At 67.7% G+C, this 23,090-nt stretch carries 18 protein-coding genes and 2 pseudogenes; 9 read left to right on the forward strand and 11 right to left on the reverse strand.

Annotated elements, in window-relative coordinates; all coding sequences use genetic code 11:
* Window positions 1-67 precede the first annotated feature (67 nt).
* On the forward strand, window positions 68-346 hold the full coding sequence (locus AB0H00_RS07980; RefSeq protein WP_357262671.1) for a DUF4190 domain-containing protein: 279 nt from the start codon (window positions 68-70) through the stop codon (window positions 344-346).
* Here the strand turns inward: AB0H00_RS07980 and AB0H00_RS07985 are convergent.
* The 7 genes and pseudogenes from AB0H00_RS07985 to kstR all read right to left on the reverse strand — a co-directional run bounded on the left by AB0H00_RS07985 (window position 343) and on the right by kstR (window position 8,334).
* A complete protein-coding gene (locus tag AB0H00_RS07985; RefSeq protein WP_357263433.1) occupies window positions 343-1,152 on the reverse strand; it encodes an enoyl-CoA hydratase-related protein in 810 nt (269 codons plus the stop codon). The genes AB0H00_RS07980 and AB0H00_RS07985 overlap by 4 nt on opposite strands.
* Before the next feature lie 84 nt (window positions 1,153-1,236).
* Window positions 1,237-1,654, reverse strand: a pseudogene (locus AB0H00_RS07990) (acyl-CoA dehydrogenase family protein); the annotation flags it as partial.
* Between the two features lie 19 nt (window positions 1,655-1,673).
* Window positions 1,674-2,534 (reverse strand): metal ABC transporter permease, encoded by an 861-nt coding sequence (locus tag AB0H00_RS07995; protein ID WP_357262674.1) that lies wholly within the window; start codon window positions 2,532-2,534, stop codon window positions 1,674-1,676.
* Between the two features lie 410 nt (window positions 2,535-2,944).
* A pseudogene (locus tag AB0H00_RS08000) lies at window positions 2,945-3,805 on the reverse strand (ATP-binding cassette domain-containing protein); the annotation flags it as partial.
* A 4-nt stretch (window positions 3,806-3,809) separates the two neighbouring features.
* Window positions 3,810-4,673, reverse strand: coding sequence for a zinc ABC transporter substrate-binding protein (locus AB0H00_RS08005; protein WP_357263436.1), 864 nt, complete (start codon window positions 4,671-4,673; stop codon window positions 3,810-3,812).
* Between the two features lie 181 nt (window positions 4,674-4,854).
* Window positions 4,855-7,431 (reverse strand): trehalose-phosphatase, encoded by a 2,577-nt coding sequence (otsB, locus tag AB0H00_RS08010; RefSeq protein ID WP_357262677.1) that lies wholly within the window; start codon window positions 7,429-7,431, stop codon window positions 4,855-4,857.
* Window positions 7,432-7,683: 252 nt separating this feature from the next.
* Window positions 7,684-8,334, reverse strand: coding sequence for a cholesterol catabolism transcriptional regulator KstR (gene kstR, locus AB0H00_RS08015; RefSeq protein WP_357262680.1), 651 nt, complete (start codon window positions 8,332-8,334; stop codon window positions 7,684-7,686).
* A 141-nt stretch (window positions 8,335-8,475) separates the two neighbouring features.
* On the opposite strand from kstR, the gene AB0H00_RS08020 reads away from it, so the two are divergent.
* The 7 genes from AB0H00_RS08020 (at window position 8,476) to AB0H00_RS08050 (ending at window position 16,443) form a co-directional block, all read left to right on the forward strand.
* The gene (locus AB0H00_RS08020) at window positions 8,476-10,704 is read left to right on the forward strand and encodes an acyl-CoA dehydrogenase (protein ID WP_357262683.1); all 2,229 of its coding nucleotides are present in this window, start codon (window positions 8,476-8,478) and stop codon (window positions 10,702-10,704) included.
* A 25-nt stretch (window positions 10,705-10,729) separates the two neighbouring features.
* Window positions 10,730-11,794: an acyl-CoA dehydrogenase family protein gene (locus tag AB0H00_RS08025; RefSeq protein ID WP_357263439.1), complete on the forward strand. Its 1,065-nt coding sequence runs from the start codon at window positions 10,730-10,732 to the stop codon at window positions 11,792-11,794.
* Window positions 11,779-13,086 carry an acyl-CoA dehydrogenase family protein gene (locus AB0H00_RS08030; protein ID WP_357262686.1) on the forward strand — a complete coding sequence of 436 codons (1,308 nt, stop codon included), beginning with the start codon at window positions 11,779-11,781 and terminating at the stop codon, window positions 13,084-13,086. Before AB0H00_RS08025 ends, AB0H00_RS08030 begins: the two co-directional genes overlap by 16 nt.
* Window positions 13,087-13,103: 17 nt before the next feature.
* Window positions 13,104-14,042, forward strand: a complete 939-nt coding sequence (locus AB0H00_RS08035) for a MaoC family dehydratase N-terminal domain-containing protein (protein WP_357262689.1) — start codon at window positions 13,104-13,106, stop codon at window positions 14,040-14,042.
* Window positions 14,043-14,109: 67 nt separating this feature from the next.
* On the forward strand, window positions 14,110-14,529 hold the full coding sequence (locus AB0H00_RS08040; RefSeq protein WP_357262692.1) for a MaoC family dehydratase: 420 nt from the start codon (window positions 14,110-14,112) through the stop codon (window positions 14,527-14,529).
* Complete coding sequence (locus AB0H00_RS08045; protein WP_357262695.1) at window positions 14,522-15,700, forward strand: lipid-transfer protein; 1,179 nt, start codon at window positions 14,522-14,524, stop codon at window positions 15,698-15,700. The genes AB0H00_RS08040 and AB0H00_RS08045 overlap by 8 nt, the downstream gene beginning before the upstream one ends.
* 302 nt (window positions 15,701-16,002) lie before the next feature.
* Window positions 16,003-16,443, forward strand: a complete 441-nt coding sequence (locus AB0H00_RS08050; protein WP_357262698.1) for an NUDIX domain-containing protein — start codon at window positions 16,003-16,005, stop codon at window positions 16,441-16,443.
* Between the two features lie 245 nt (window positions 16,444-16,688).
* On the opposite strand, the gene AB0H00_RS08055 is transcribed toward AB0H00_RS08050, so the two are convergent.
* From AB0H00_RS08055 to kstD, 4 genes are all read right to left on the reverse strand, one after another.
* Entirely contained in the window at window positions 16,689-17,111 is a 423-nt protein-coding gene (locus AB0H00_RS08055; RefSeq protein WP_357263441.1) for an RNA-guided endonuclease TnpB family protein, read from the reverse strand.
* Window positions 17,112-17,183: 72 nt separating this feature from the next.
* Window positions 17,184-18,101: a DNA-binding protein gene (locus tag AB0H00_RS08060; protein WP_357262701.1), complete on the reverse strand. Its 918-nt coding sequence runs from the start codon at window positions 18,099-18,101 to the stop codon at window positions 17,184-17,186.
* A gap of 444 nt (window positions 18,102-18,545) precedes the next feature.
* A complete protein-coding gene (locus tag AB0H00_RS08065; RefSeq protein ID WP_357262704.1) occupies window positions 18,546-19,412 on the reverse strand; it encodes a MaoC/PaaZ C-terminal domain-containing protein in 867 nt (288 codons plus the stop codon).
* Between the two features lie 230 nt (window positions 19,413-19,642).
* On the reverse strand, window positions 19,643-21,358 hold the full coding sequence (gene kstD / locus AB0H00_RS08070; RefSeq protein WP_357263443.1) for a 3-oxosteroid 1-dehydrogenase: 1,716 nt from the start codon (window positions 21,356-21,358) through the stop codon (window positions 19,643-19,645).
* A 105-nt stretch (window positions 21,359-21,463) separates the two neighbouring features.
* On the opposite strand from kstD, the gene AB0H00_RS08075 reads away from it, so the two are divergent.
* Window positions 21,464-23,089, forward strand: coding sequence for an FAD-binding protein (locus AB0H00_RS08075; RefSeq protein WP_357262707.1), 1,626 nt, complete (start codon window positions 21,464-21,466; stop codon window positions 23,087-23,089).
* Window position 23,090: the final 1 nt, after the last annotated feature.

Here is a 23,090-nt window from a genome sequence, read left to right on the forward strand (position 1 = left end):
CCGCGTCACCCCAACTGGTACGGCCTAAAGACCCGGAGAGGCGGAACCGCCCAGTAGAATTCGGCTGGTGGTGATACCGAACCAGCCCATCGGGCAGCCGATCGAACATCCGAACGCGACGGCGGTGTTGTTCCTCGGCGCGGCAAGTGTCCTCTGCTGCGGTGTGCTGGGACCGGTGGCGTGGGCGCTGGGCAAGCGAGCGCTCGATCAGATCGAGGAGTCCGGAGGCGCGTACGGTGGCCGCGCCCAGGTGCTGGTCGGGTACATCCTCGGCATCATCGGCACCGTCTTGATGATCATCTTCGCTGTGCTGTTCCTGCTGATCCTGATCGGCGGCAACGCCTAGCCCAAACTGGGCCGTTCCCGCTCGCCCTCGACGTCCCAGGCCGGCCACTCCGAGCTGACGCTGCCGGTCCAATTGGGCTGTCGGCGATCCTTGAACGCCGCCATGGCCTCGCCGCCGTCGATGCTCTTGGTGACGTGCTGGTTGAGGTCGTGTTCCAGGTGGCCGACCATGGTGGAGCTCATCCCGATTCCCTCCCACAGCAGCCGCTTCGACAGCGCCACCGGTAACGGCGCCGAACCGTTGGCGATGTCGTGCGCGACGGCCAGCGCCGTCGGGAGCACCTCGCCCGCGGGCAGGCAACTGTTGGCCAGCCCCATCGCCTTCGCCTCGTCGCCGTCGAAGGTGCGGCCGGTCAGCATGATGTCGGCCGCGTTGGCCATGCCGACCAGGCGGGGCAGCGTCCAGTGCGCGTAACCGTCGGCCATGACGCCGCGACGGACCTGGTTGAGCCCATACACCGCGTCGTGCGCCATGTACCGCAGGTCGCATTGCAGGGCGAGGGCCAGCCCGATGCCGACCGCGTGCCCGTTCACCGCCGCGATCACCGGTTTGCGCACCCGCCACGGCGGCGGGTCCAGTGTCGCGCTGACCTCTCCGACCCGGTTGGACAGGTCGGCGCCGGCGCAGAACGCGGGCGGTGTGCCGGTGATGATCACGGCACGAATGGCGTCTTCCACATCACAGCGCTGCAGCGCGGCACTCAGTTCGGCGGCCATCGTCGGGGTGAAGGCATTCTGCTGAGCGGGCCGGTTGAGCGTGAGCACGGCGATGCCGGCGGAGACATCGACATGCAGTTCCGAACTCATGCCACAGCATGTTAGCCGACCGGGGCCGACCTGACCTCGGGCCGAAAAACCTCCGAGCACCTGCACGCACCGGTCGGCGACCTTCCAGGTCTTCGTGCCGTTCGCGCCGGTGATCAGCCACTTGCGGCCGTTGATGGTGAAGTTCGCGCCGTCGAAGGTCGCCTCGGTGGCCAGCTGGGCGGAGCCCGCGCCGTCTGGCTCGGTCATGGCGAAAACCGAGCGCTGGTGTCCGGCGACCACCGGAGCCAGATACCGCCGTGCCTGGTCCGGGTCGGCGACTTGGGACAGCAGGAACATGTTGCCCTCGTCAGGTGCCGCGCAGTTCATCGCAATCGGGCTGAGCGTGGACCACCCCGCCGCCTCGTAGATCACCGCCTGCTCGACGTGGGTCAGCCCGCGTCCGCCGAGCGACCGGGCGCCTGCACGGTGAGCAGTTGCTCGGCGCGGCGAGTTCGACCATTTCCTACCTCAGCTCGTCGGTCGGGCCGTGCGAGGTCAGGCGTTGGGCGAGGAGAGGCGGATCAGCCAACCTGGCGGCGCCGGGTGCCGACCACCCGGCAGCAGAGGTAGATCAGGAACGAGATCGTGGTGACGAACGTCGAGACCGGAACACCCGGGGCCAGCGACAGCAGAATGCCGCCGACCGCGGCGATCTCGGCGAACACCACCGCGAGCACGGTTGCCCGGATCGGATTCGCGGTGAGCTGCGCCGCAGCGGCGGCGGGGGTGATCAGCAGCGCGAGCACGAGCAGCGCCCCGACGATCTGCACGCCGAAGGCCGCGGTGATGCCGAGTAGCACGGCGAACACGATGGACAGCGTCCGCACCGGAACCCCGCGCGCCACTGCCACCTCCGGATCGGAGCTGGCGAACAGCAGCGGGCGGTAGACGAACGCGAGCACCGTGAGCACGCCCACGGTGCAGGTGGCGAGCAGACCGAGTCCATTGTTGCCGACGCTGACCACCTGTCCGGTCAGTAGCGAGAACTTCGACCCCGCGCGGTCGGGACCGAGCCAGAGGAACAGCACCGAGAGCCCGAGCCCGAACGAGAGCACCACCGCGATCACCGAATCGCGTTCCCGCGCACGAGTTCCCAGCAGACCGAAGAGCACGGCCGCGATTACCGAGCCCACAATGGCGCCGAGGCCGACCCCGATTCCGGCCAGCAGCGCGGCGGCCGCGCCGGTCAGCGACAGCTCGCTGGTGCCGTGCACGGCGAATGACATCTGCCTACTGATGATCAGCGGGCCGATCACGCCGGACAGCAGCCCGAGCAGCGCCGCTGCCAGTACCGCCTGCTGCACGAAGTCGTAGGAGAGCAGGTTCGCGGTGGTGGCGAGGTCGAACATCTTCGTGACGACGCCGGAGAGCTTGTCGGTCACGAGCGCACTTCCCTCGGATCCTGATGGGCGGCCGACAGGGTCGTGCCGTTGTCGTCGGCGTGATTCTCGCTGTGGCTGTCGTCGACGGCGTAACCGTGGCCACGGCTGTCGGCGGCATAGTGGCTGTCGCTGTCGCTGTCGCTGTCGCTGTCGCTGTCGCCGGCGGCGTAGTCGCGCCCCTGGCTGTCGGTGCGGTTGTGGCTGTCTACGTCGACGTGGTTGTGGCTGGGGCCGTCGGTGTGGCCGCGGCTGTCGTGGTTATGGTGGCTGTGTTCGTCGCTGGGGCCGAAGGTCGCGAGGTGTCCTACTTCCCCGACAGAAACGGGCGCCGCCGCGTCGGCGGACGGCGGCGCGATGTCCTCAGCGGAAACGCCGGGCGCAAATCCGTCACCCGCCGCGCCATGGCAGTGCCCGCCCGCCGCGCCGAGGGCATCCATCGTATCGCCGGTCCCGACGACCACCAGTCGCCCACGCACCCGCAGCACATCCACCTCGGTCCGATACAGCTCCGAGAGCACCTGCGAGGTCATCACCTCGTCCGGTGTCCCGATCCGGAACTTTCCGTTGACCAGGTACAGCACCCGATCCACCAGCGGCAGAATCGGATTGATCTCGTGTGTCACGAAAAGTACTGCGGTGTTGTGGGTGCGCCGCCGCCGATCGATCAACTCCGCGACCAGCCGCTGATTGGCCAGGTCCAGGCTCAGCAGCGGCTCGTCGCACAGCAGCACCTTAGGATCGCCGACCAACGCCTGCGCCACGCGTAGCCGCTGCTGTTCGCCGCCGGACATGGATTCCAATGGTGCGTAGGCGAAGCCCTCCGCGCCGACGTCGGCGATGGCCGCCGCAACCTTGCGCTTGCGTTCGGTGCGGGAGCGCAGCCCAAGCCCCCAGCGATGCCCGTCGACGCCGAGCCCGACCAGGTCGACTCCGCGCAACTGCACGCCGGCATCGATCGTCTTCTGTTGCGGCACATATCCGATGTCCGGATTGCCCTTGCGGGCTGGGGCGTCCGCGATCCGCGCCGTGCCCGCGCTGAGCCCGAGCTGGCCGAGCAGCACCTTCAGCAGTGAGGTCTTGCCCGACCCGTTCGGCCCGAGGACGGCAACGAATTCACCTGCGGCGACGGTGAGATCAAGTTCCTGCCAGAGCGTGCGGTCACCGAATGACAATCGAGCGGCATCCAGCCGGACGGCGGCCGAACCACTTGCGAGGCGTGGTGGCCGCCGTTCCCTCCCAGTGTGCTCGGTCAGCGCCGCTCCCTTGCTCATCTGGTCAACTCAGCGCGGCGGCGAGCGCCTGCGCATTCTTCGTCTGCCACTGAATGTAATCGACGCCGTCGGGCAGGGTTTCGGTTACTTCGACCACGGCGATGCCCGCGTTCTGCGCGCTGGCCCGCAGGTCCTTGGTGATCTTGTCCTGGGTCTGCACGTTGTAGACGAGCGCGCGCACCCGCTTATCGGTGAGCAGGTCCTGGGTCGCCGTGACGGCCGCGGGTGCTGGATCGGTCTCCTGCTCGATGGCCTCCTGGAACTCGTGCGGGGTCAGATCCTCGGCCGCGGCGGCGATCAACAGGTAGTGCGCGAGCGGTTCGGTCTGCAGCACCGGCGTTTTCGGGTGTTCGGCCGCGATCTTGCCGGTGATCGCGGTGATCGCGGCGAGTTGGTTCTCGAACACGGCCGCGCGCTCGGTGTAGGCCGCGGCCTTGTCCGGGTTCAGTTCCCCGAGCTGGGCGGCGATCCGGTCGGCGACCACACCGACGGTGCGTACGTCGTACCAGACGTGCTCGTTCTCATCGCTCTTGTCGATCCGGGAATCGAACGCGTCGACAGTGCGCTTGTTCTTGCCCGCCACCGCCTTCTCGGCGAACTCGTCGTAACCGCCACCGTTGTAGACGACCAGGTCGGCGTCGCTGAGTTCGGCCGACTCCACGGCGGAGGTCTCGTGCGAGTGTGGATCGGCGTTCGGATCGGTGATCAGGGACCGGATCGTGGCATCTGGGCCCCCGATGGCGGTGGCGATATCGCCCCAGACGTCGGTGGAAGCGACGACAGTCGGCCGGTCCGAGTCCTTCGAGCTGCCGCAGCCGGTGAGCGTCAGCGCGGCGGCAACCCCCACGGCGATGCCTGCATATTTCATGGCGAATCGAGTTTTCACGTGGGGGTACTCCTGGCAGTGCTCTAGATCAAAATGGAAATCGTTCCCGTTTAACTTTAGCAGCAGCCGTCTACGGGAACGACTCGACGCCGCCCTGAAGTCCGAACGCGAAGGGCCCGCGAACGATTCCTCGTTCGCGGGCCCCGAGTGATTCGCGGCATTGCTAGACCATGGCTTTGGCTTCCGCCGGCTGTCCGAGAAGCTGCGCACAACGCAGCAGGCCGAGGTGGCTGTAGGCCTGCGGGTGGTTGCCGAGCGACCGTTCGGCAACCGGGTCGTACTCCTCACTGAGCAGTCCGGTCGGGCCGGCGACATCGACCAGCTGGGCGAACAGCGCCTCGGCGTCCGAGCGCTTCCCGATCAGCAGGTACGCCTCGACCAGCCAGGCAGCGCACAGGTGGAAGCCGCCTTCGCCGCCGGGCAGGCCGTCGTCGTGGTGGTACCGGTACACCGTCGAGCCGCTGCGCAGCTCGGCCTCGGTCGCCACGACGGTCGCCGCGAAGCGCGGATCGGACGGATCGATCAGGCCGCTCAATCCGATATGCAGGGTCGCCGCGTCCAGGTCGGTGCCGTCGTAGGCCGCTGTGTAGGACTGCACGTCCTCATTCCAGCCCTTGGCCTTCACCTCGTCGGCGATGGTGTCGCGTAGCGTCGTCCAGGCCGGGTCGATCTGGCGCTCGAACTTCCGGGCCAAGGTCAGCGCCCGGTCGACGGTCAGCCAGCCCATCACCTTCGAATACACGTGGTGGCGCGGATTGCCGCGGATCTCCCAGATGCCGTGGTCGGGTTCCTGCCAGCGGCGCTGCACCGCGTGCACCATGGCCTGCACAAGTTCCCAGTCGGCGTCCGGCAGCGCGTGCGCGGGGTCGGTGATCCCCTTCAGCTCTCTGGCGTGCGCCAGGGTCGAGATGAGGTCGACGATCGGGCCGAAGACGTCCAGCTGCACCTGCATGTTCGCCGCGTTGCCGACGCGTACCGGGCGCGAGCCCGCGTAGCCGGGCAGCTGGTCGATCGATGCCTCGGGCGGCAGCGTCTCGCCGTACAGCGTGTACAGCGGGTGCAGTCGCTCCGGCCCAGGCAGCGTCTCCAGTACGCGATGCACCCAGCCGAGGAAGTCCTCGGCCTCGGTCAGCGAGCCGAGCGAGACCAGTGCCTGCGCGGTCAGCGACGCGTCGCGCAGCCAGCAGTAGCGGTAATCCCAGTTGCGGACGCCGCCGATGTCCTCCGGCAGCGAGGTGGTGGCGGCCGCGAGGATCGAACCGGACGGCACATGCACCAGGCCGCGCAAGGTCAGCGCGGAGCGCTTCATCAGATCCGGCTTCAGCGGCGGCAGCGTGAGTTGGGAGGCCCACTGTGCCCAGTAGTTCTCCGCCTGCCGCCGCCGCTCCGGCTCGCTGGTCATCGCCGGCGCGAAATCGACGGTGCCACAGCGCAATTCGAGCACAACCGGGCCGCGTGACGGGTCGACCACGGCCCGTGCGGACTCGTGTATCCCGTCGGAGACGATCTGCCACTGCACGCCGGGGGAGCGCAGCACGATCGGATCGTTGGTGCCGTGCACCCGCAGCCCGGTCTCCTGCGCCTCGAGGGTCACCGGCACCTGACCGAACTCCGGCCGCGGCGCGAACGTGACGACGGCCCTGGCGTCACCGGTGATCACCCGGGTCAGGTCGGTGCGGGTCGCCGCGATGTCGTGCGGCAGATAGTCGACAACCTGCAAGCTGGCCCACCGTGTTTCGACGGTCATCGTGCCGTCGACATAACGCTGCGAGAGCGGAAGTCCCGGCCGCTCCGGCTCGATGGTGAAATGACCGGCCTGCGGGCCGCCGAGCAGGTGCGCGAACACCGCGGCCGAATCCGGCTCCGGATGGCAGAACCAGGTGACCGTCGCGTCGGGGGTGAGCAGCGCGACCGAGCGCGGGCTGGCGAGCATGGTCAGCCGTTCGATGCGCGGCGCGCTCGCGCCGGCCAGCCAGGTGCGTCGCTCCTCGAGCAGGAAGGCCAGCGCCCAGGACACGGCCTCGGTGCTGTCCACCCGGAACCTGGCCACGCTCTCGCCGTCGCCGACCTTGATGCCGACGTCGGGACCGGACAGCACCCGGAACGCCTTCTCGTCGGTGACGTCGTCGCCGAAGAACACCGCTGCCGACGCGCCCGCCTGATGCCGGACGGTGTCCAGCGCGGTGCCCTTGTCCGTCTGCACCACGGCCAGTTCGATGACCGACTTGCCCTCGGTCACCTGTACGCCGATCCAGCACGCCGGGCCCTGCCGGACCTGCAGCAGCGCGCGATGCCCGATCTCGGGGCTCGCGTTGCGCACGTGCAAGGCGACGCTGGCCGGCTTTATCTCGACCGTGACGCCGGGGTTCTCCGTGGCGATCCGGCTCAGTGCCGTCTGCACCTCTTGCAGCAGGTGCTTGGCGTCGTTGTCGATCGCGTGCACGAAGCCCACGTCGAACTCGGAGCCGTGGCTACCGATCAACTGCACCTCGACCGGAAGGCGGGACAACGCCGCGAGATCTCGCAGTGCCCGGCCGGAGATGACGGCGGCGGTGGTCCCGGTCAGGCCGGCGAGTGCGCGTAACGCACTCACCGACTCCCGATGGGGAAAGGCCTTGGTCGGGTCGGACACGATGGGCGCGAGCGTCCCGTCGTAATCCGATGCGACCAGCAGTCGTGGCACGCGCGCGACCGTCGACAGTGCACGGCGAAATTCCAGTGGCAGATCCTGTGCGCTCACGCATCCAACCTAGTGATGGGAGGTGTTTTTTCATGGGGCGGCCAAAACAATACTTTGTTGAATTCGCCGCACAGAAGCGCGCTGGTACACGTGCGCACGATAAGGCTCGTGTGGGAACGAATCGAGAAGGTCTGCCCAGCTGACGGCTTCGGGACCGGAGGGCGTGAGTTGCGTCGCACACCCGAGCCCATCGCCTCGGTGTGGTGCCGATGCCCGAATTCGCCAGCGGTGCGCTGACGGTCCGTCTGGGGGTTACTGACCCCGGTCGCCCAGCAGGAGATCCACCGTAAGCTCCAGCCGTTCGGTGACATCGGTGGCCGAGGCGCGCCGGGTCAGCCAGGCGACCAGATTCGACAGCCAGACATCGCTGATCACCCGGGCGATAGCCAGCTGGCGCTCGCTGGGCTCGCCATCGTTCATGGCGCGGGCGAAAACGCGGTCCATCACCTTGCCGACGCGGTCCACCTCGGCGGCGGCCGAGGCGTCGGCGAACATGAACGCGCGGGTCATGGCCTCGGTGAGCAGCGGGTCGCGCTGCATCATTCTGGTGATCTGAGTGAGCAGCAGGTGCATGCGCTCGCGCGGCGACTGTCCGGCAAGAGGCTTGCGTTTGCCTTCAATTTGCTCGAATTCGCGCGCCAGCGCGGAGACAAGCAAATGCACCTTCGACGGGAAGTACCGGTAGAGCGTGCCGACCGCGACATCGGCGCGCTCGGCTACCGCGCGCATTTGGACCGCGTCGTATCCGCCTTTGGACGCCAGCGCCAAGGTCGCGTCCAGAATTCGCTTGCGCCGCTCGCGCTGCGCCGCTGAGCTCAGGTCGTCCTCACTGAGCGTGGTGACGGTAGCGGGGGGCGTTGCCGCGCTCGAGTCGGCGGGCTGCGATCGGGAGGGACTGGCCATTGACGAGAGTCCTTTCCGGAAACGTCGTTTCATCGGCGTGCGCGGTCTGTCGGGGCGGTGATCGTGTCTTGACTTACGCCCGGCTAGGATATTAGAACATGTTCTAGGTGTGGGAGTCACGCCGGAAAGGCGGTATGGACTGTGACCATCGCCACCACTGACGAGCATAAAGCCGTTCAGGAGTCGATGCGCGGATGGGCGGCGTCGGTCCGTCCAACTGCAACAATGCGGACCGACCCGGCGGACTTCTGGCGCGGCTACTGGCCTGCGCTGGCCGAGATCGGAATCTTCCGGGTCGCGGTGTCCGAGGATGCGGGTGGCGCGGGCGGTTCGGTCATCGATCTCGCCGTCCTGATGGAGCAGGCGGCGCACGATCTGGTCGGTGGCCCTGTGCTGACAACGGCTTTGGCCAATCTGATCACCGCGGGACGGCTCGACGAGGACCTCCCCTGCGGTGTCGCGCTCGACTTCGTTGTCGGTTCGGCGGTGAGCGTACCTGTCGCGAGCGGCGAGTTGTCGCTTACAGGTACCTGGGATTCCGTCCTCGGTGCGGCGCCGGGAACCGCGGTGCTGTTACCGGTATCCCTTCCGCAGGGACAGCGTTGGTGCGTGGTTCCGCCGGAGGCCGCCGGTCTGCGGGTCGAGCCGCTGGCGCCACTGGACCTGAGCACACCGCTGGCGCGGGTGCACTGCGCCGACGTGCGTGTGCCGGCCGAGCGGGTGTTCGCCGCGCCGTACGCGGCCGGGGATCTTCTCGTCGCGCTCGCCGCCGCCGAGCTGGCCGGTCTCGCGGGCTGGTGCCTGGAGACCGCGGTCGAATACGCCAAGGTGCGCGAGCAATTCGGACGCAAGATCGGATCCTTCCAAGCGGTCAAACACCTCTGTGCCTGGATGCTGTGCCGGACCGAGCTCATCCGCGCCGTCGCGGCTGACACCGCGGCCGCGGTAGACGAGGGTGGCGCCGAACTGCCGATCGCCGCCGCGATCGCCGCCGCGATCGCCCTGGACGCGGCGGTCGAGACCGCCAAGGACTGCATCCAGGTGCTCGGGGGCATCGGCTTCACCTGGGAGCACGACGCGCACCTGTACCTGCGCAGGGCGGTGGCGTTGCGTCAGCTGCTCGGCGGCTCGGGGCGCTGGCGGGCGAGGGTGACGGAGCTGACGCGTTCTGGACAGCGGCGCACCACCGGCGCCGACCAGGTATTCGCTGCCGATTCTGCTTCTCGCGTGAGCGGAGCCCTCCGTGGTGGCTCTTCGCTGCCGCCTCCGGGCCTGACCGCTCATGCCGGGGGCGTGGCTGCCGCAGACGACGGCACCACGCACGAGCTGGCCGCCGAGGTCGCGCGGATCGCGGCGTTGCCCGCCGACAAGCAGCGCGTCGCACTGGTCGAGGCGGGACTGGTCATGCCGCACTGGCCACGACCCTATGGCCGCGCCGCGGACCCGATGACCGGTCTGATGATCTCCGAGGAACTGCGCCGCGCGGGTCTCACCGCCCCGGACCTGGCCATCGGCGGCTGGGCGATCCCCACCCTGCTGCGCCACGGGACATCGGAGCAGGTCGACCGGTTCGCCTGGCCTACGCTGCGCGGCGAGGTGGTCTGGTGCCAGCTGTTCAGCGAACCCGAGGCGGGCTCGGACCTGGCCGCGCTGCGCACCACCGCGAAGAAGGTGGACGGTGGCTGGGTGCTGCGCGGGCAGAAAGTGTGGACCTCGCTCGGCGACGAGGCGAACTGGGCGATCTGCCTGGGCCGCACCAACCCGGACACGCCCAAGCACCGCGGCATTTCCTACTTCCTTGTCGACATGCACAGCGCAGGTCTGGAGGTCCGGCCGCTGGTGCAGATCACCGGCGAGGCACGCTTCAGCGAAGTGTTCCTCGACGATGTGTTCGTGCCCGACGACTGTGTGGTCGGCGCACTGAACAACGGATGGAAGATCGCCCGCTCGACCCTGTCGACAGAGCGCGTCGCGATGGGTGGCAACGGCATCGGGCCGGTGCTCGAGGAGCTGATCGCGAAATCGCCCGCCACGGGGCCCGGCGCGGAACTGCTGAACGACCGGCTCGGCGGGTTCATCGCCGAGGCGATCGCCGGAATTTTGCTAGAGCAGCGCGCCGCGGTCCGAATGTTGGCGGGCGGTGACCCCGGCGCGCAGGGTAGCGTACGCAAGTTGCTCGGGGTACGCCACCGCCAGGCGGTCGCGGAATTCGCTGTCGAGACGACAGGGCCGATCGGCGCGCAGGATGCCGAAGTGGCGAAGGAGTTCCTGCTCACGCGCTGTTTATCGATCGCTGGTGGAACCGAGCAGATTCTGCTCACCGTGGCCGGTGAGCGGATTCTGGGGCTGCCTCGTGACGCTGACAGCTAGTCGCCGAGACAACTGGGAGAAAAGCGTGGACTTCACCAGGGAAGAGGGCCAGGATGCCGTGGCCGAAGTCGTCGTGAGCTTGATGGAGCGCGAGTCGGCCCGTGATATGGAGCTATGGCCGAGACTGGTCGACTCCGGACTGCTGTCGATCGCGCTGCCGGAGCGGCACGGCGGTGATGGGATGGGCCTGCTCGAAGTATCGGTGCTGCTCACCGAGCTGGCGACGGACGCGGTCGCGGTGCCGGCCCTGCCGACGCTCGGCTTCGGCGTGCTGCCGCTGTTGGCCTCCGCGCCGGAGAGCATCGGGGAGCAGGTGCTGCCCGAGGTCGCCAAGGGCACTGTGCTGACCGCGGCGCTGAGCGAACCTGCGGCGCCGTTCACGGTGAAGCCGGAGACCACCGCGGTTGTCAGTGGTAACACGGTGCGCATCACCGGGCACAAGGTTGCCGTGCCCTATGCCGAGCAGGCGCGCTGGCTGCTGGTACCCACCGATTCCGGTATCGCCCTTGTTGATTCGGAAGCCGAAGGGCTCACGACGACACCGACTCCGGTCTCCGGCGGCATCCCGGAATGCAGCGTGCGGCTGGACCAGGTGAAGATACCCGCCGATCAGCTGTGGCCGACCGGTCTCGGCGACCTGCACCGGCTGGCACTTGCCTCGATCGGATCGGTCGCCGACGGTTTGCTAAAGGGTGCGCTCGTCCTGACCGCCGAGCATCTGCGGACCCGTCGTCAATTCGGTCGGCCGCTGGCGGAGTTCCAGGCGGTGGCCCAGCAGATCGCCGATCTGTACGTCGTCTCCCGCACCCTGCACGTGGCCGCGTTGTCGGCTAATTGGGCTCTTGCGCAGGATGGTCCGAGCCAGGAGCATCGCGGCCGAACCGACGACGACCTGGACATCCTTGCCTACTCCGTCGCCGCGGAATTGCCGCAGGCTATGCAGAAGTGCCATCACCTGCACGGTGGTGTCGGCGTGGACGTGACCCATCCGATGCATCGCTATTACTCACAAGCCAAGGACATCGCTCGCTGGCTCGGCGGGCCGTCGTTCCGACTTGATCGTTTGGGGGCCAGATGTTCATCGACCTGACTACCGAGCAGCGTCGATTACGTGACGAACTGCGCTCATACTTCGCCGATCTCGTGACTCCTCAGGAGGAGGCCGAGATGGCGGCGAACCGCCATGGCGATGCCTACCGCGCAGTGGTGCGCAGGATGGGGCGCGACGGCTGGCTCGGCGTCGGCTGGCCGAAGGAATACGGCGGCCAGGGCTTCGGGCCGGTCGAGCAGCAGATCTTCTTCAACGAGGCCGTCCGTGCCGATGTCCCACTTCCGCTGGTGACCCTGCTGACGGTCGGACCGACATTGCAGCAGTTCGGCACCGAGGAACAGAAGAAGCAGTTCCTGCCAGGAATCCTCGCAGGCGATATTCACTTCGCGATCGGCTACTCCGAGCCCGAGGCGGGGACCGATCTAGCGTCGCTGCGGACCTCCGCGGTGCGCGACGACGCCGGGGACTGGATCGTCAACGGGCAGAAGATCTTCACCACGGGCGCGCACGAGGCCGACTACGTCTGGCTGGCCTGCCGCACCGGGTCGCTCGAGTCGCGCCACCGCGGTATCACCATCCTGATCGTGGACACCACCGATCCCGGCTACTCGTGGACGCCGATCATCACCTGCGATGGCGCCCACCACACCAACGCGACCTACTTCGACAATGTGCGCGTTCCGGCGAACATGCTGGTCGGCGAGGAGAACCGGGGTTGGAAGCTGATCACGACGCAGCTCAACCACGAGCGGGTGAGTCTCGGGCCCTCCGGCAAGATCGAGCAGCTCTACGACCGGGTGCGGGACTGGGCGCAGCCGCGCGGCGTGCTCGGTGAGATCGACGTGCGTCGTTCGCTCGGCCGCATCCACGCCATGGCCCGGCTCAACGAGCTGCTGAACTGGCAGGTCGCCGCTGGGTCCGATGAGCGTCGTTCGCGGGGCCCTGCGGGGTTACGCTCCGCTACCGCCTCCGGGCCCGTCGCGCCCGACGCTGAGTCCGATGAGCGTCGTTCGCGGGGCTCTGCGTGGTTACGCTCCGCTACCGCCTCCGCGCCCGCCGCGGAGGTCGACGGTGACCAGTCCCAGGTGATCGCCGACGCATCGGCCACCAAGGTCTACTCCACCGAAGCGCTCCAGGAGGCGGGCAGGCTCGCCGAGGAGATCATCGGCCGCTACGGCGACCCAGCCGACCCGGCCACCGGCGAACTGCTGGCCTGGCTCGACCGCAAGACCAAACAGAACCTCGTGGTGACCTTCGGTGGCGGCGTCAATGAGGTGATGCGCGAGCTGGTCGCCTCGTCGGGACTGCGCTTGCCGCGAGTACCCCGATAACGAGTAAGGAGCCGCGCGTGCCGGAAACCACTACTCCGGAAGCCATCATCGCCGCAGCCGAGACCATCAAGGCCGCGGGCGAGTGCGCGCGCCGTTTCGGGCGCGATCCGGTGAACCAGCCGATGATCAACAACTGGGTGGAGGCGCTGGGCGACACCAACCCCATCTACGTCGACGAGGAGGCCGCCCGTGCTGCCGGACATCCCGGCGTCGTCGCGCCGCCCGCGATGGCCCAGGTATGGACCATGTTCGGCCTCAACGGTTCCCGGCCTGCCGACGACCCGATGGGTGCGGTCACCGAACTGCTCGACGCGGCGGGATACACCTCCGTGGTCGCCACCGACTGCCAGCAGACCTATCACCGGTATCTCAATGTCGGGGAAGAGCTTTCGGTTACCAGCAGGTTGTCCGACATCAGCGGTCCCAAGCGAACGGCGCTCGGGGACGGTTGGTTCGTCACCTTCCTGACCAGCTGGCATGTGGGCGACGAAGTCGTCGCCGAGATGCTGTTCCGTCTGCTGAAGTTCGCGCCTGGCACCGGCGCGGCGCCGCAACCCGCCGCCGGTGCCCGGGTCAAGCCGTTGGTCTCGGGCGACACCGAATTCTTCTGGGAGGGAACCAAGGTCGGCGAGCTGCGCATCCAGCGGCTGCCGGACGGATCGCTGCGGCACCCGCCCATTCCGGCCATCTGGCAGGACAAGTCGAAGCCGACCGACTACGTCGTCGCCTCCGGGCGCGGCACCGTGTTCAGTTACGTCGTGCACCACGCGCCGAAGGTACCGGGGCGGCAGCTGCCGTTCGTGGTCGCGTTGGTCGAATTGGAGGAAGGTGTCCGCATGCTCGGTGAACTGCGCGGCATCGACCCAGCCGAGGTGCGGGTCGGCCTGCCGGTCCAGGCGGGCTTCGAGAAACTCGACGACGAGGCGACCCTGCCGATCTGGCAGGTGATCGCATGACCGGTCAGGCCCGGCGGCAGCTCGCGTCACCACGCGGGGCCCCGGCCATGCGAGAAAAGGACACGGCATGACCGCCACCGTGGAACCGGATGCTGTGCGGGTCGGCACCGTGCTGCCCGAACTCATGATCACCGCCGATCCGACTTTCGTGATCAGTACGGCCCTGGCGACCAGGGATTTCCAGGACGTGCACCACGACAGGGACAAGGCCGTCGCACGCGGCTCCAAGGACATCTTCGTCAATATCCTCACCGATACCGGGCTGGTGCAGCGCTTCGTCACCGACTGGGCAGGGCCGCGCGCGATCGTGAAATCGATCGCGCTGCGCCTCGGTGTTCCGCTGTACGCGGAGGACACGTTGACGCTCTCCGGCACGGTGACCGCACTGGAGGGCGACGACATCCATATCGACGTGGTCGGCAGGGACAGCCTCGGTGACCACATCACGGCCACAGTTGTCATCGCGTTGCGGAGGGCCGATGACTGAGCAGACCATTTCGGGCTGTGCGGCCGTCGTCGGCATCGGCGCCACCGATTTCTCCAAGGACTCCGGCCGCAGCGAGCTGCGGTTGGCCGCCGAAGCGGTCACCGCCGCGTTGGCGGACGCGGGTCTCACGGCGGCCGATGTCGACGGCCTGACCACGTTCACCATGGACACCAACACTCAGGCCGCGGTGGCAAGGGCGGTCGGTATCCCGCAGCTGAAGTTCTTCAGTCACATCGGGTATGGCGGCGGCGCGGCATGTGCCACCGTCCAGCAGGCCGCCATGGCGGTGGCCACCGGCATCGCCGACGTGGTCGTCGCCTACCGCGCGTTCAATGAGCGTTCGGTGTCGCGGTTCGGGCAGTTCTCCACGGCGCTGGCGACCGCGCCCACCTCGTCGGGCATCGACGCGGCTTGGTCCTATCCCCAGGGCCTCGGCACACCTGCCGCGCAGGTGGCGATGGTGGCCCGCCGCTACATGCACGTCTACGGCGCCACCAGTGCGGATTTCGGCGCAGTGGCCGTCGCCGACCGCAAGCACGCCGCGGTGAACCCGGCCGCCTTCTTCTACGGCAAGCCGATCACGCTGGAGGATCACCAGAATTCGCGCTGGATCGCCGAGCCGCTGCACCTGCTGGACTGCTGTCAGGAGTCCGATGGCGGCGTCGCGATCGTGGTGACCAGCGTCGAGCGCGCCCGCGACCTGCCGCAGCGGCCGGCCGTAATCGCCGCGGCCGCCCAGGGTTCCGGCGCCGACCAGTACGTGATGACCAGCTACTACCGCGATGCCATGACCGGACTTCCGGAAATGGGTTTGGTCGGCGACCAGTTGTGGGCGCAGAGCGGGCTGAGCCCCGGCGACATGCAGGCTGCCATCCTTTACGACCACTTCACCCCCTTCGTCCTCATGCAGTTGGAGGAACTCGGCTTCTGTGCTCGCGGTGAGGCGAAGGACTTCATCGCCGACGGAGCCATCGAGCTCGGCGGCCGTCTGCCACTGAACACTCACGGCGGCCAACTCGGCGAGGCCTACATCCACGGCATGAACGGCATCGCCGAGGCGGTAAGGCAGATCCGTGGCACTTCGGTCAACCCGGTGGAGAATCTGGAGAACATCCTGGTCACTGCAGGCACTGGCGTACCGACCTCCGGGCTGGTGCTCAGCGCTCAGTGAATCCCATCGCCCGTACCGCGCCGAGCGCGTGGCGCAGTACCGACGGCGTGCGCGAGCCGGGAGGCGCCGGCTGCGGCAGTGAGCTCTGCCATGGTGGGCGGCTGTCCGATGGTTTCGGCGTGCATGCACGGTTTAGCTCGAGCGGCTGACGTGCGCCGCGTGGGTGGGATCGGAGTCGTTCGGCCAGGGGCGGCCCGGCGGTATGTTCGGCGGGTCGCGAAGCTGTCGGCCGGTACGGGCGTAACGATCGTGCGGTCGGCGGGGTGGCAGGACGTCCGCGCGGCCGCACGGAGAGGAGCCCCATGACCACCAGGCATCTGGTCGACGTGCACGTTCTGCTGGTCAGCGGGGACGACCTGCTGTTGAGCAAGCGACGCAGCGACGACGAGTTCGACGGTCTCTGGCATCTCCCCGCGGGCAAGCTGGAGGCGGGTGAATCCGCTACCGCGGCTACCGTCCGCGAAGCATACGAGGAGGTAGGTGTGGTGATCGACGAGGCGGACTTACACCATATCCACACCGCTCATGTCGTCGGGTCCGGGCTGGAACCCCGCCTCGGCCTCTTTTTCGAAACCCACCGCTGGTCCGGAGACCCGGTCAACCGCGAGCCCGGCAAGTCCTATGAACTACGCTGGTTTCCCCTCACCGGACTCCCCGAATCGACTCTCATTCCCTACTCGAACGCAGGCATCCGAGCCCACCGCACCGGCTGCACCTACAGCCAACAGGGTTGGCGCCGCTGAGCGGCAGATGCGGTAAAAGCGAGGCCCGAGATATCCATCGGGCCCCGCCGACTGCCGCCGATCAAGAGGAGGTCCCGGCGAGGCATGCGATTCCATCCCGAGCGGGCCGCTCGCTCGCTCGGATCGGTGGGGGCGCTACCGTTGCGTGAGTCTCGGTGCTTGTCAGCGCTGAGGCTCTTCCTGCGTCATCGACTGCTGCCCGGCCCGGAAAGGGCCGTGGTCTTACGCGGTCTCGGCGAGGCGTTTCACCTCTCCAGGGAACTTCCCGGCGAGGACCACATGTTCGGGTTCGGTGTCGGCATCGCGGCCAGCACATTGCGGGCCGCGTTGTGGTCACGGTCATGCACCACACCACAACCCGAGCACCCCCAGGTCCGCTCAGCCAGGGTCAAGTCGCGTTCGACTCGACCGCAGGCCCCGCAGGTCTTCGACGAGGCAAACCAGCGGTCGGCCTTCCACACCCTCGACCCGTACCAGCTGGCCTTGTACTCCAGCAGACGCACGAACTCGGCGAACCCGGCATCAGAGATCGCGCGCGCCAGCCTCCGGTTAGCGGCCATACCCTTGACATTCAACGTCTCCACCGCGATGGCCGATTTGGTTCTCGCCAACCTCGTGGTGGTCTTGTGTAGAAAGTCCTTCCGGCGCGGAGCGGTCCGGAACCACAGCCGTCCACCGGTGCTTGACGAGACCCAACCCGACCAATGGGCCGGACCGGCCCCTGCTCAGCACAGCTGAACTCACGTTTTCGTTGCGGAAACAGGTGTTTCGATCTCGCTCATCAACATTCGCAACGTCAGCGAATGCTTCTCCGGCGGTAACGCGTTCAACGCCTCCCGCGCGACCTTGACACCTTCCGCTTGGTCACCCGCACGCGCAAGCATCAACCCCTGATGCATATCCAGATGCGTCCGGAACCGCGGCAGCGACTCCGGCAATTCCGCCCGCGCCGCTTCCTGGGCCGCCGTCGCGGTCCGCTCGTCACCCAAGCGGGCGGCCAGAAGGGACAGGAAGACGTTCACCCGCCACCACGGCACCGCGTAGTCACTCGACTGGTCCTCGGACCCGGACAGATCGAACTCCCGGCGACCCACGGCGATCAGCCCCGCCGCCGTGTCTTTATCGCCGAGGATTGTGGCAGCGTGCGCCTTCCCCCACAGTGCGTTGAGCCGACCCAAACCAGGCCGGTCACTGATCGCCAACGCCTCATCGGCGAAATGGTGCGCTACGGGCAGCGCCGCGCCCTCGTAGCCCAACGCGATCGCTGCCCGCCCACGAACCCACACCCGGATGTCGGTGACCTCGGATCGGTCGGCCGCTTCGGTCGCCATCGAGTACCAGTTGATCGCCTTACGGCCGTCGCTGCCCGGAAAAGTTTTGGCGTACAGGGTCATCAGGCGCGCGGCGATCGACCACATCCGCGGTGAATCCAACTGCTGTTGCAGCACCACCATGTCAGCTGCCAGCCGCCGCTGAATCTCAGCGGCGCCAGCGCTCATGTAATCGCGGCCATAGGTGACAAGCCGGTTTTCCCACTCCTCGATATCGGGTCGAGCCGTGCTGAGCCGCGCCGAGAAACCCTGGGCCAGGAGGTCGGACGCTATGACAGGCGCAACGGACGTAGCGGCCAGGTGGCTCAGGAATTCGCGCCGGTTCACATTTGCCTCCAACAACTCAGAGGGACAATCAAGCACCGCCGCTAGATGACGTAGCCAAAACGCCGATGGTTCGGTGGCGTTGGATTCCCAACGCCGGGAGATGTATTCGCGGTTGATATTGGCACCAGAAGCTTTGCATAGTTCATCGGCCAGTCTTCCCTGCGACCAGCCTTTAGACAAACGAAGTTGGCGGATGAGGGCGCCGGTCCCGCTGCTCATACTTCGATCTTTTCCGGAATTTCAGCTCGAGGAAAGCGGTATAGGTGCCCTCAGCGCCGATGCCACCCTCGATGCCACGACATCCTCGGACGCTACCTCGACGCTCTCAAAGACCTTGGTGCGGCTTCTCCGCGCACGACCGGGGCCGATGTACATCCGTCGGTCCAATGGCCGGGTATTCGAGGGGTCCGGTGGGCTGTCGACGTTCGGCGGGAGGTGTCGCCGTCAGGCCGTCAGGAAGCGCAGCGTCACGTCGCCGAGGATCGGTGCGTCGTCGCGTTCGACAACGGTCGCCGCGATGGTCAGCTCGTCGTCCCGCCGCCAGATCCGGGTCCGGATCGTCTCGCCCGGATACAGCACGCCCGCGAACCGGGCGCGGAAGCCGGTGACCCGGCTCGCGTCGGCGCCGAGCACGGTGTCCGTCGCGGTTTTGCAGACGATGCCATAGGTACACAGCCCATGCAGGATGGGCGCGGGAAAGCCTGCCGCGCGGGCGAATTCCGGGTCTGAGTGCAGGGGATTGCGGTCGCCACACATCCGATACAACAGCGCCTGCTGCGGCAGCGTCGGCGTCGTCACCTCGAAATCGGGTGCGCGGTCCGGAAGTTCGGTGTTGGTGCTCGGGCCGCGCTCGCCGCCGAAGCCGCCCTCGCCCTTGGCGAAGATCGAGGAGCGCGCGGTCCACAGCGGCGCGCCATCGGAGCCGGTGATGGTGTGCTCCTGCACGACCACCGCGGCGGAGCCCTTGTCCCAGATCTCCGTGATCCGGCCGGTGCTGGTCGCCTTGCCCGCCGCCGGGATCGGGCGGTGTACCTCGACCTCCTGGTGGCCGTGCACGACCTTCGCCAGATCGATATCGATGCCGGGAAAGCTCACCTTCGGCGGTTCGGTCTCGTGCAGCGTCTGTGCCACAGTGGCGAAGGTCGGCAGCACCTGAGGTGCCCGATCGTCCAGGTAGCGTAGCTCGGCGGCGTTGGCCCAGCGTGCACCCGCGCCGAGACCGAGCTGGTAGAGCTGGACATCCGACGGCGTCCAGGCGAACTGCCGGCTCGGCAGTGCCGCGCCGAGCGCGATCTTCGGGTCGATGGGCATCAGTACTCCTTGTTCATGATTGTGGACGGATCGGGACGCCGTTGGATTTCGAGGTCGCAGCGGACGTCGGGGTCGCGCCGACCTGACCTGATCCGGCGTGCGGCGCAGGCACTCGGCTATGGCGGTCCTGTCGTGGGATGGATCGATCGTGGGCAGGGGCCCCGTGTGCATGCCTGGATAGTCACTACCTGGGCGCGCATCGGCGTCGATGGGAGCCTGCGCCCCTGCCGTCACATCATGCCTCCGGCTGACGCGGCAGCGGGTTGGTCTTTCCTGCGCTTCACGATGTCGAGCACCGCCAGATAGCCGAAGGTGAGTGCGGGACCGATGGTGGCGCCAGGACCGGCGTAGGTGTGGCCCATCACCGGGGCGCTGACATTGCCGGAGGCGTAGAGGCCCTCGATGACGGTCTCGTCCTCTCGCAGCACCCGGCCCGCGGTGTCGGTGACCAGGCCGCCCTTGGTGCCGAGGTCGCCGGGCACCATCTTGGCCGCGTAGAACGGTCCCTCCACCAACGCGGCCAGGCAGGGGTTCGGCTTCACGGTGGGGTCGCCGTAGTACTTGTCGTAGGCGCTGTCGCCGCGGTGGTAGTCCTCGTCCACGCCGGTGGCCGCGAAGCTGTTGAACCGTTCGATGGTTGCGGCGAGGTTCTGCTCGGGCACACCGATCTCGGTAGCGAGTTCGGCGAGGGTCGGCGCCTGCACGATGAGGTAGTTCTCCATCCAGCGGGATGGAAAACGCTGACCCGGTTGCAGGCCCGCGAAGATGTAGCGGTTGCGGTAGCGCTGGTCGAACACCAGCCAGGCGGGCACATTCACGCCGGGACCGTCACCCTGCCCGTGCTCGCCGCCGTACATGGTGTGCACCGCCTCGACGTAAGGAGCGGACTCATTCCCGAATCGCTGACCGTCGGCGTTGACGATGACGCAGCCGGGCAGATTGCGCTCTGCCAAGCAGAACCAGGGCTTGCCGCCCTTGAAGATCGTCGGCCCCCACCAGGCGTCGGCCATGATGGCGACGGCCGCGCCGAGCTCGAGACCGGCGCGGATGCCGTCGCCGGTGTTGGCGGGCGCGCCGGTGGTCCATTCGGTGGTGATCGGCTCTCGTTGGTATTTTCGCCGCATCTCGTCGTTGTGCTCGAAGCCGCCGCTGGCAAGCACTACGCCGTGGCGGGCGGTGAAGCGGATGGTCCGGCCCTCGTGTTCGGCCGCGACGCCGGTGACCCGGTCGTTCTCGATGATCAGCCCCGTCAGCGGGGTGTTCAGCAGCAGCGGCACGTCCGCGTCCAGCAGTCCTTTGCGGAGGGCTGCGGCCAGCGCCTGCCCCATGCCGAGCAGATGCTTGCCGGTGAGCCGGGCCCAGGTGGTGCGGACGCCGACCCGCATGGCGCGCAGCATGCCGCGCGGATGCCGTCGGATGAGGTTGAGCTGCTTGAAATCGGCCTGGGTGACTACGACGTTCAGCGGGGCTTTGCTGTAGGGCGGCTCCAGATTGAAGCGCTCCGCGCCGAGGATCTTGCCGTTGAAGGGCTTGGGTTCGCACGAGCGTCCTTCGGCGCGGCCGCCCGGTGCCTCGGGGTAGTAGTCGGAGTAGCCCGGCACCCAGCGCATCCGCAGCGGCGTGTGGTCGAGCACGAAGTCGAAGGCCTCGGCGCCGCGGTCGATGTAGGTGTCGATCCGATCCTTGGGCACGACGTCGCCGATGATGCTGTGCAGGTAGGTCCGCGCGTCCTCGCGGTCGTCGGGCCGACCGGACGCACGCAGCGCCTTGTTTCCCGGGATCCACACGCCACCACCGGAGCGCGCGGTCGACCCGCCGTAGTGCGCGGCCTTTTCGATGAGCACCACGCTCAGCCCGTGGTGGGCGGCGGTGAGGGCGGCGGTCATTCCGGCGGCGCCGCTGCCGACGACCACCACGTCGTATTCCCGATCAGTCATGTAGAACACGTTATAGAATAGACGCGCCATTGGTCTATGTTGTGTGGCAGAAGACTTGCTCGACGTTCTATCTGTCGAGAAAACTTGTTTCAGTTTAGGACCGGAGTGAAGTGCATGGCCCTCGAATTTGACCTGGCCACCGACGTTGTCGTGGTCGGATACGGCGCCGCGGGTGCGGCCGCCGCGCTGGAAGCCACCGCGGCGGGCGCGCAGGTGCTTGTGCTCGAGCGGTTCGCCGGGGGCGGCGCGTCGGCGCTGTCCGGCGGAATCATCTACGCGGGCGGCGGCACCTCGGTGCAGCGGGAGGCCGGGGTCGAGGACACTCCCGAGTCGATGTACGCCTACCTGGAGCGCGAGGTCGGCGATGTGGTGACGCCCGAGACGCTGCGTCGGTTCGTCGACGAGAGCGCCGCGTCGATCGAGTGGTTGAAGGGCCATGGCGTGCCGTTCGAGGCATCGCTGTGCCCGTACAAGACCTCTTATCCGAACGATCGCTACTACCTGTACTACTCCGGCAGTGAGATCTCCGGCGCGTTCCGGGACATCCCGCCCGCGCAGCGCGGACATCGAGTGAAGGGTAGGGGCACCTCGGGCAAGAAGCTCACCGGTCCGCTCGCCGCCTCCGCGTCCCGGCTCGGTGTGCGGGTGGAAACACTCACGCGAGCAACGCAATTGCTCACCGACGAGGTGGGCTCGGTGATCGGCGTCGAGTGCCACACGCTGCGCGATGCGCCCGGCCGGATCCGCGACCGCTACACCCGCATGGCGACCATCGCGGCGAAGCCGGGCATCTACTATCCACCGCTGCGGCGGGCGCTGGAGAAACGGCTCGCGGGCATGGAACGCCGATATGGCACGACGATTCGCGTCCTGGCACGCAGGGGCGTAATAGTCAGCGCGGGCGGGTTCATCGCCAACCGCGACATGGTGCGGCAGTACGCGCCGCGATACCGGGGTGGTCTCGCGCTCGGTACCACTGGTGACGACGGCAGCGGCATCCTGATGGCGCAGCGGGTCGGCGCGGCCGTCGGCCGCATGGACAACGTCTCGGCGTGGCGCTTCCTCCTGCCGCCCAGCGCCTTTACCGGCGCGGTGCTGGTGGACGCGGACGGCCGCCGGGTGATCGACGAGACCCGCTACGGCGCCGCGGTCGGCCACGCGCTGATCACCGAGCATGGCGGCAAGGGCTGGCTGCTCGCCGATGAAGCCTTGATGCGCACGGCGATCGGCCAGATCGGCAAGCAAGGCGCCTGGTTCCAGCGCGGACAGTTCGAGGCTATGCGGCGCACCGCGATTCGCGGCGCCACGCTGGAGGAGGCTGCGGCGAAAGCCGGGATCGGTGCAGCCGGTCTGCGCGCGACGGTCGAGGCGCACAACGCCGCGATCGACACCGGCGCACCCGATCCGGTCGGCAAGCCGGCCGAGTTCACGAAACCGATTCGCACCGGCCCGTTCTGGCTGTTGGATGTGGGCATCAAACCGAGCCTGGCAAACCCGTGCCCGATGCTCACCCTCGGCGGCGTCGTCGTGGACGAGCACACCGGCGCGGTGAAGTCCACGGAGGGAAAGGATATTCCCGGCCTCTTCGCGGCAGGCCGGACCGCGATCGGCATCTGCTCCAAGTCCTACGTCAGCGGCCTTTCGCTGTCCGATTGCATTTTCTCCGGCCGCCGGGCCGGGCGATCCGCGGCGGGTGAGCAGGTCCCGGCGCTCGATCAAGCAACAGTGGAAGGAGAATAGC

It is taken from the genome of Nocardia sp. NPDC023852 (assembly GCF_040639505.1).
Lineage (GTDB): Bacteria > Actinomycetota > Actinomycetes > Mycobacteriales > Mycobacteriaceae > Nocardia.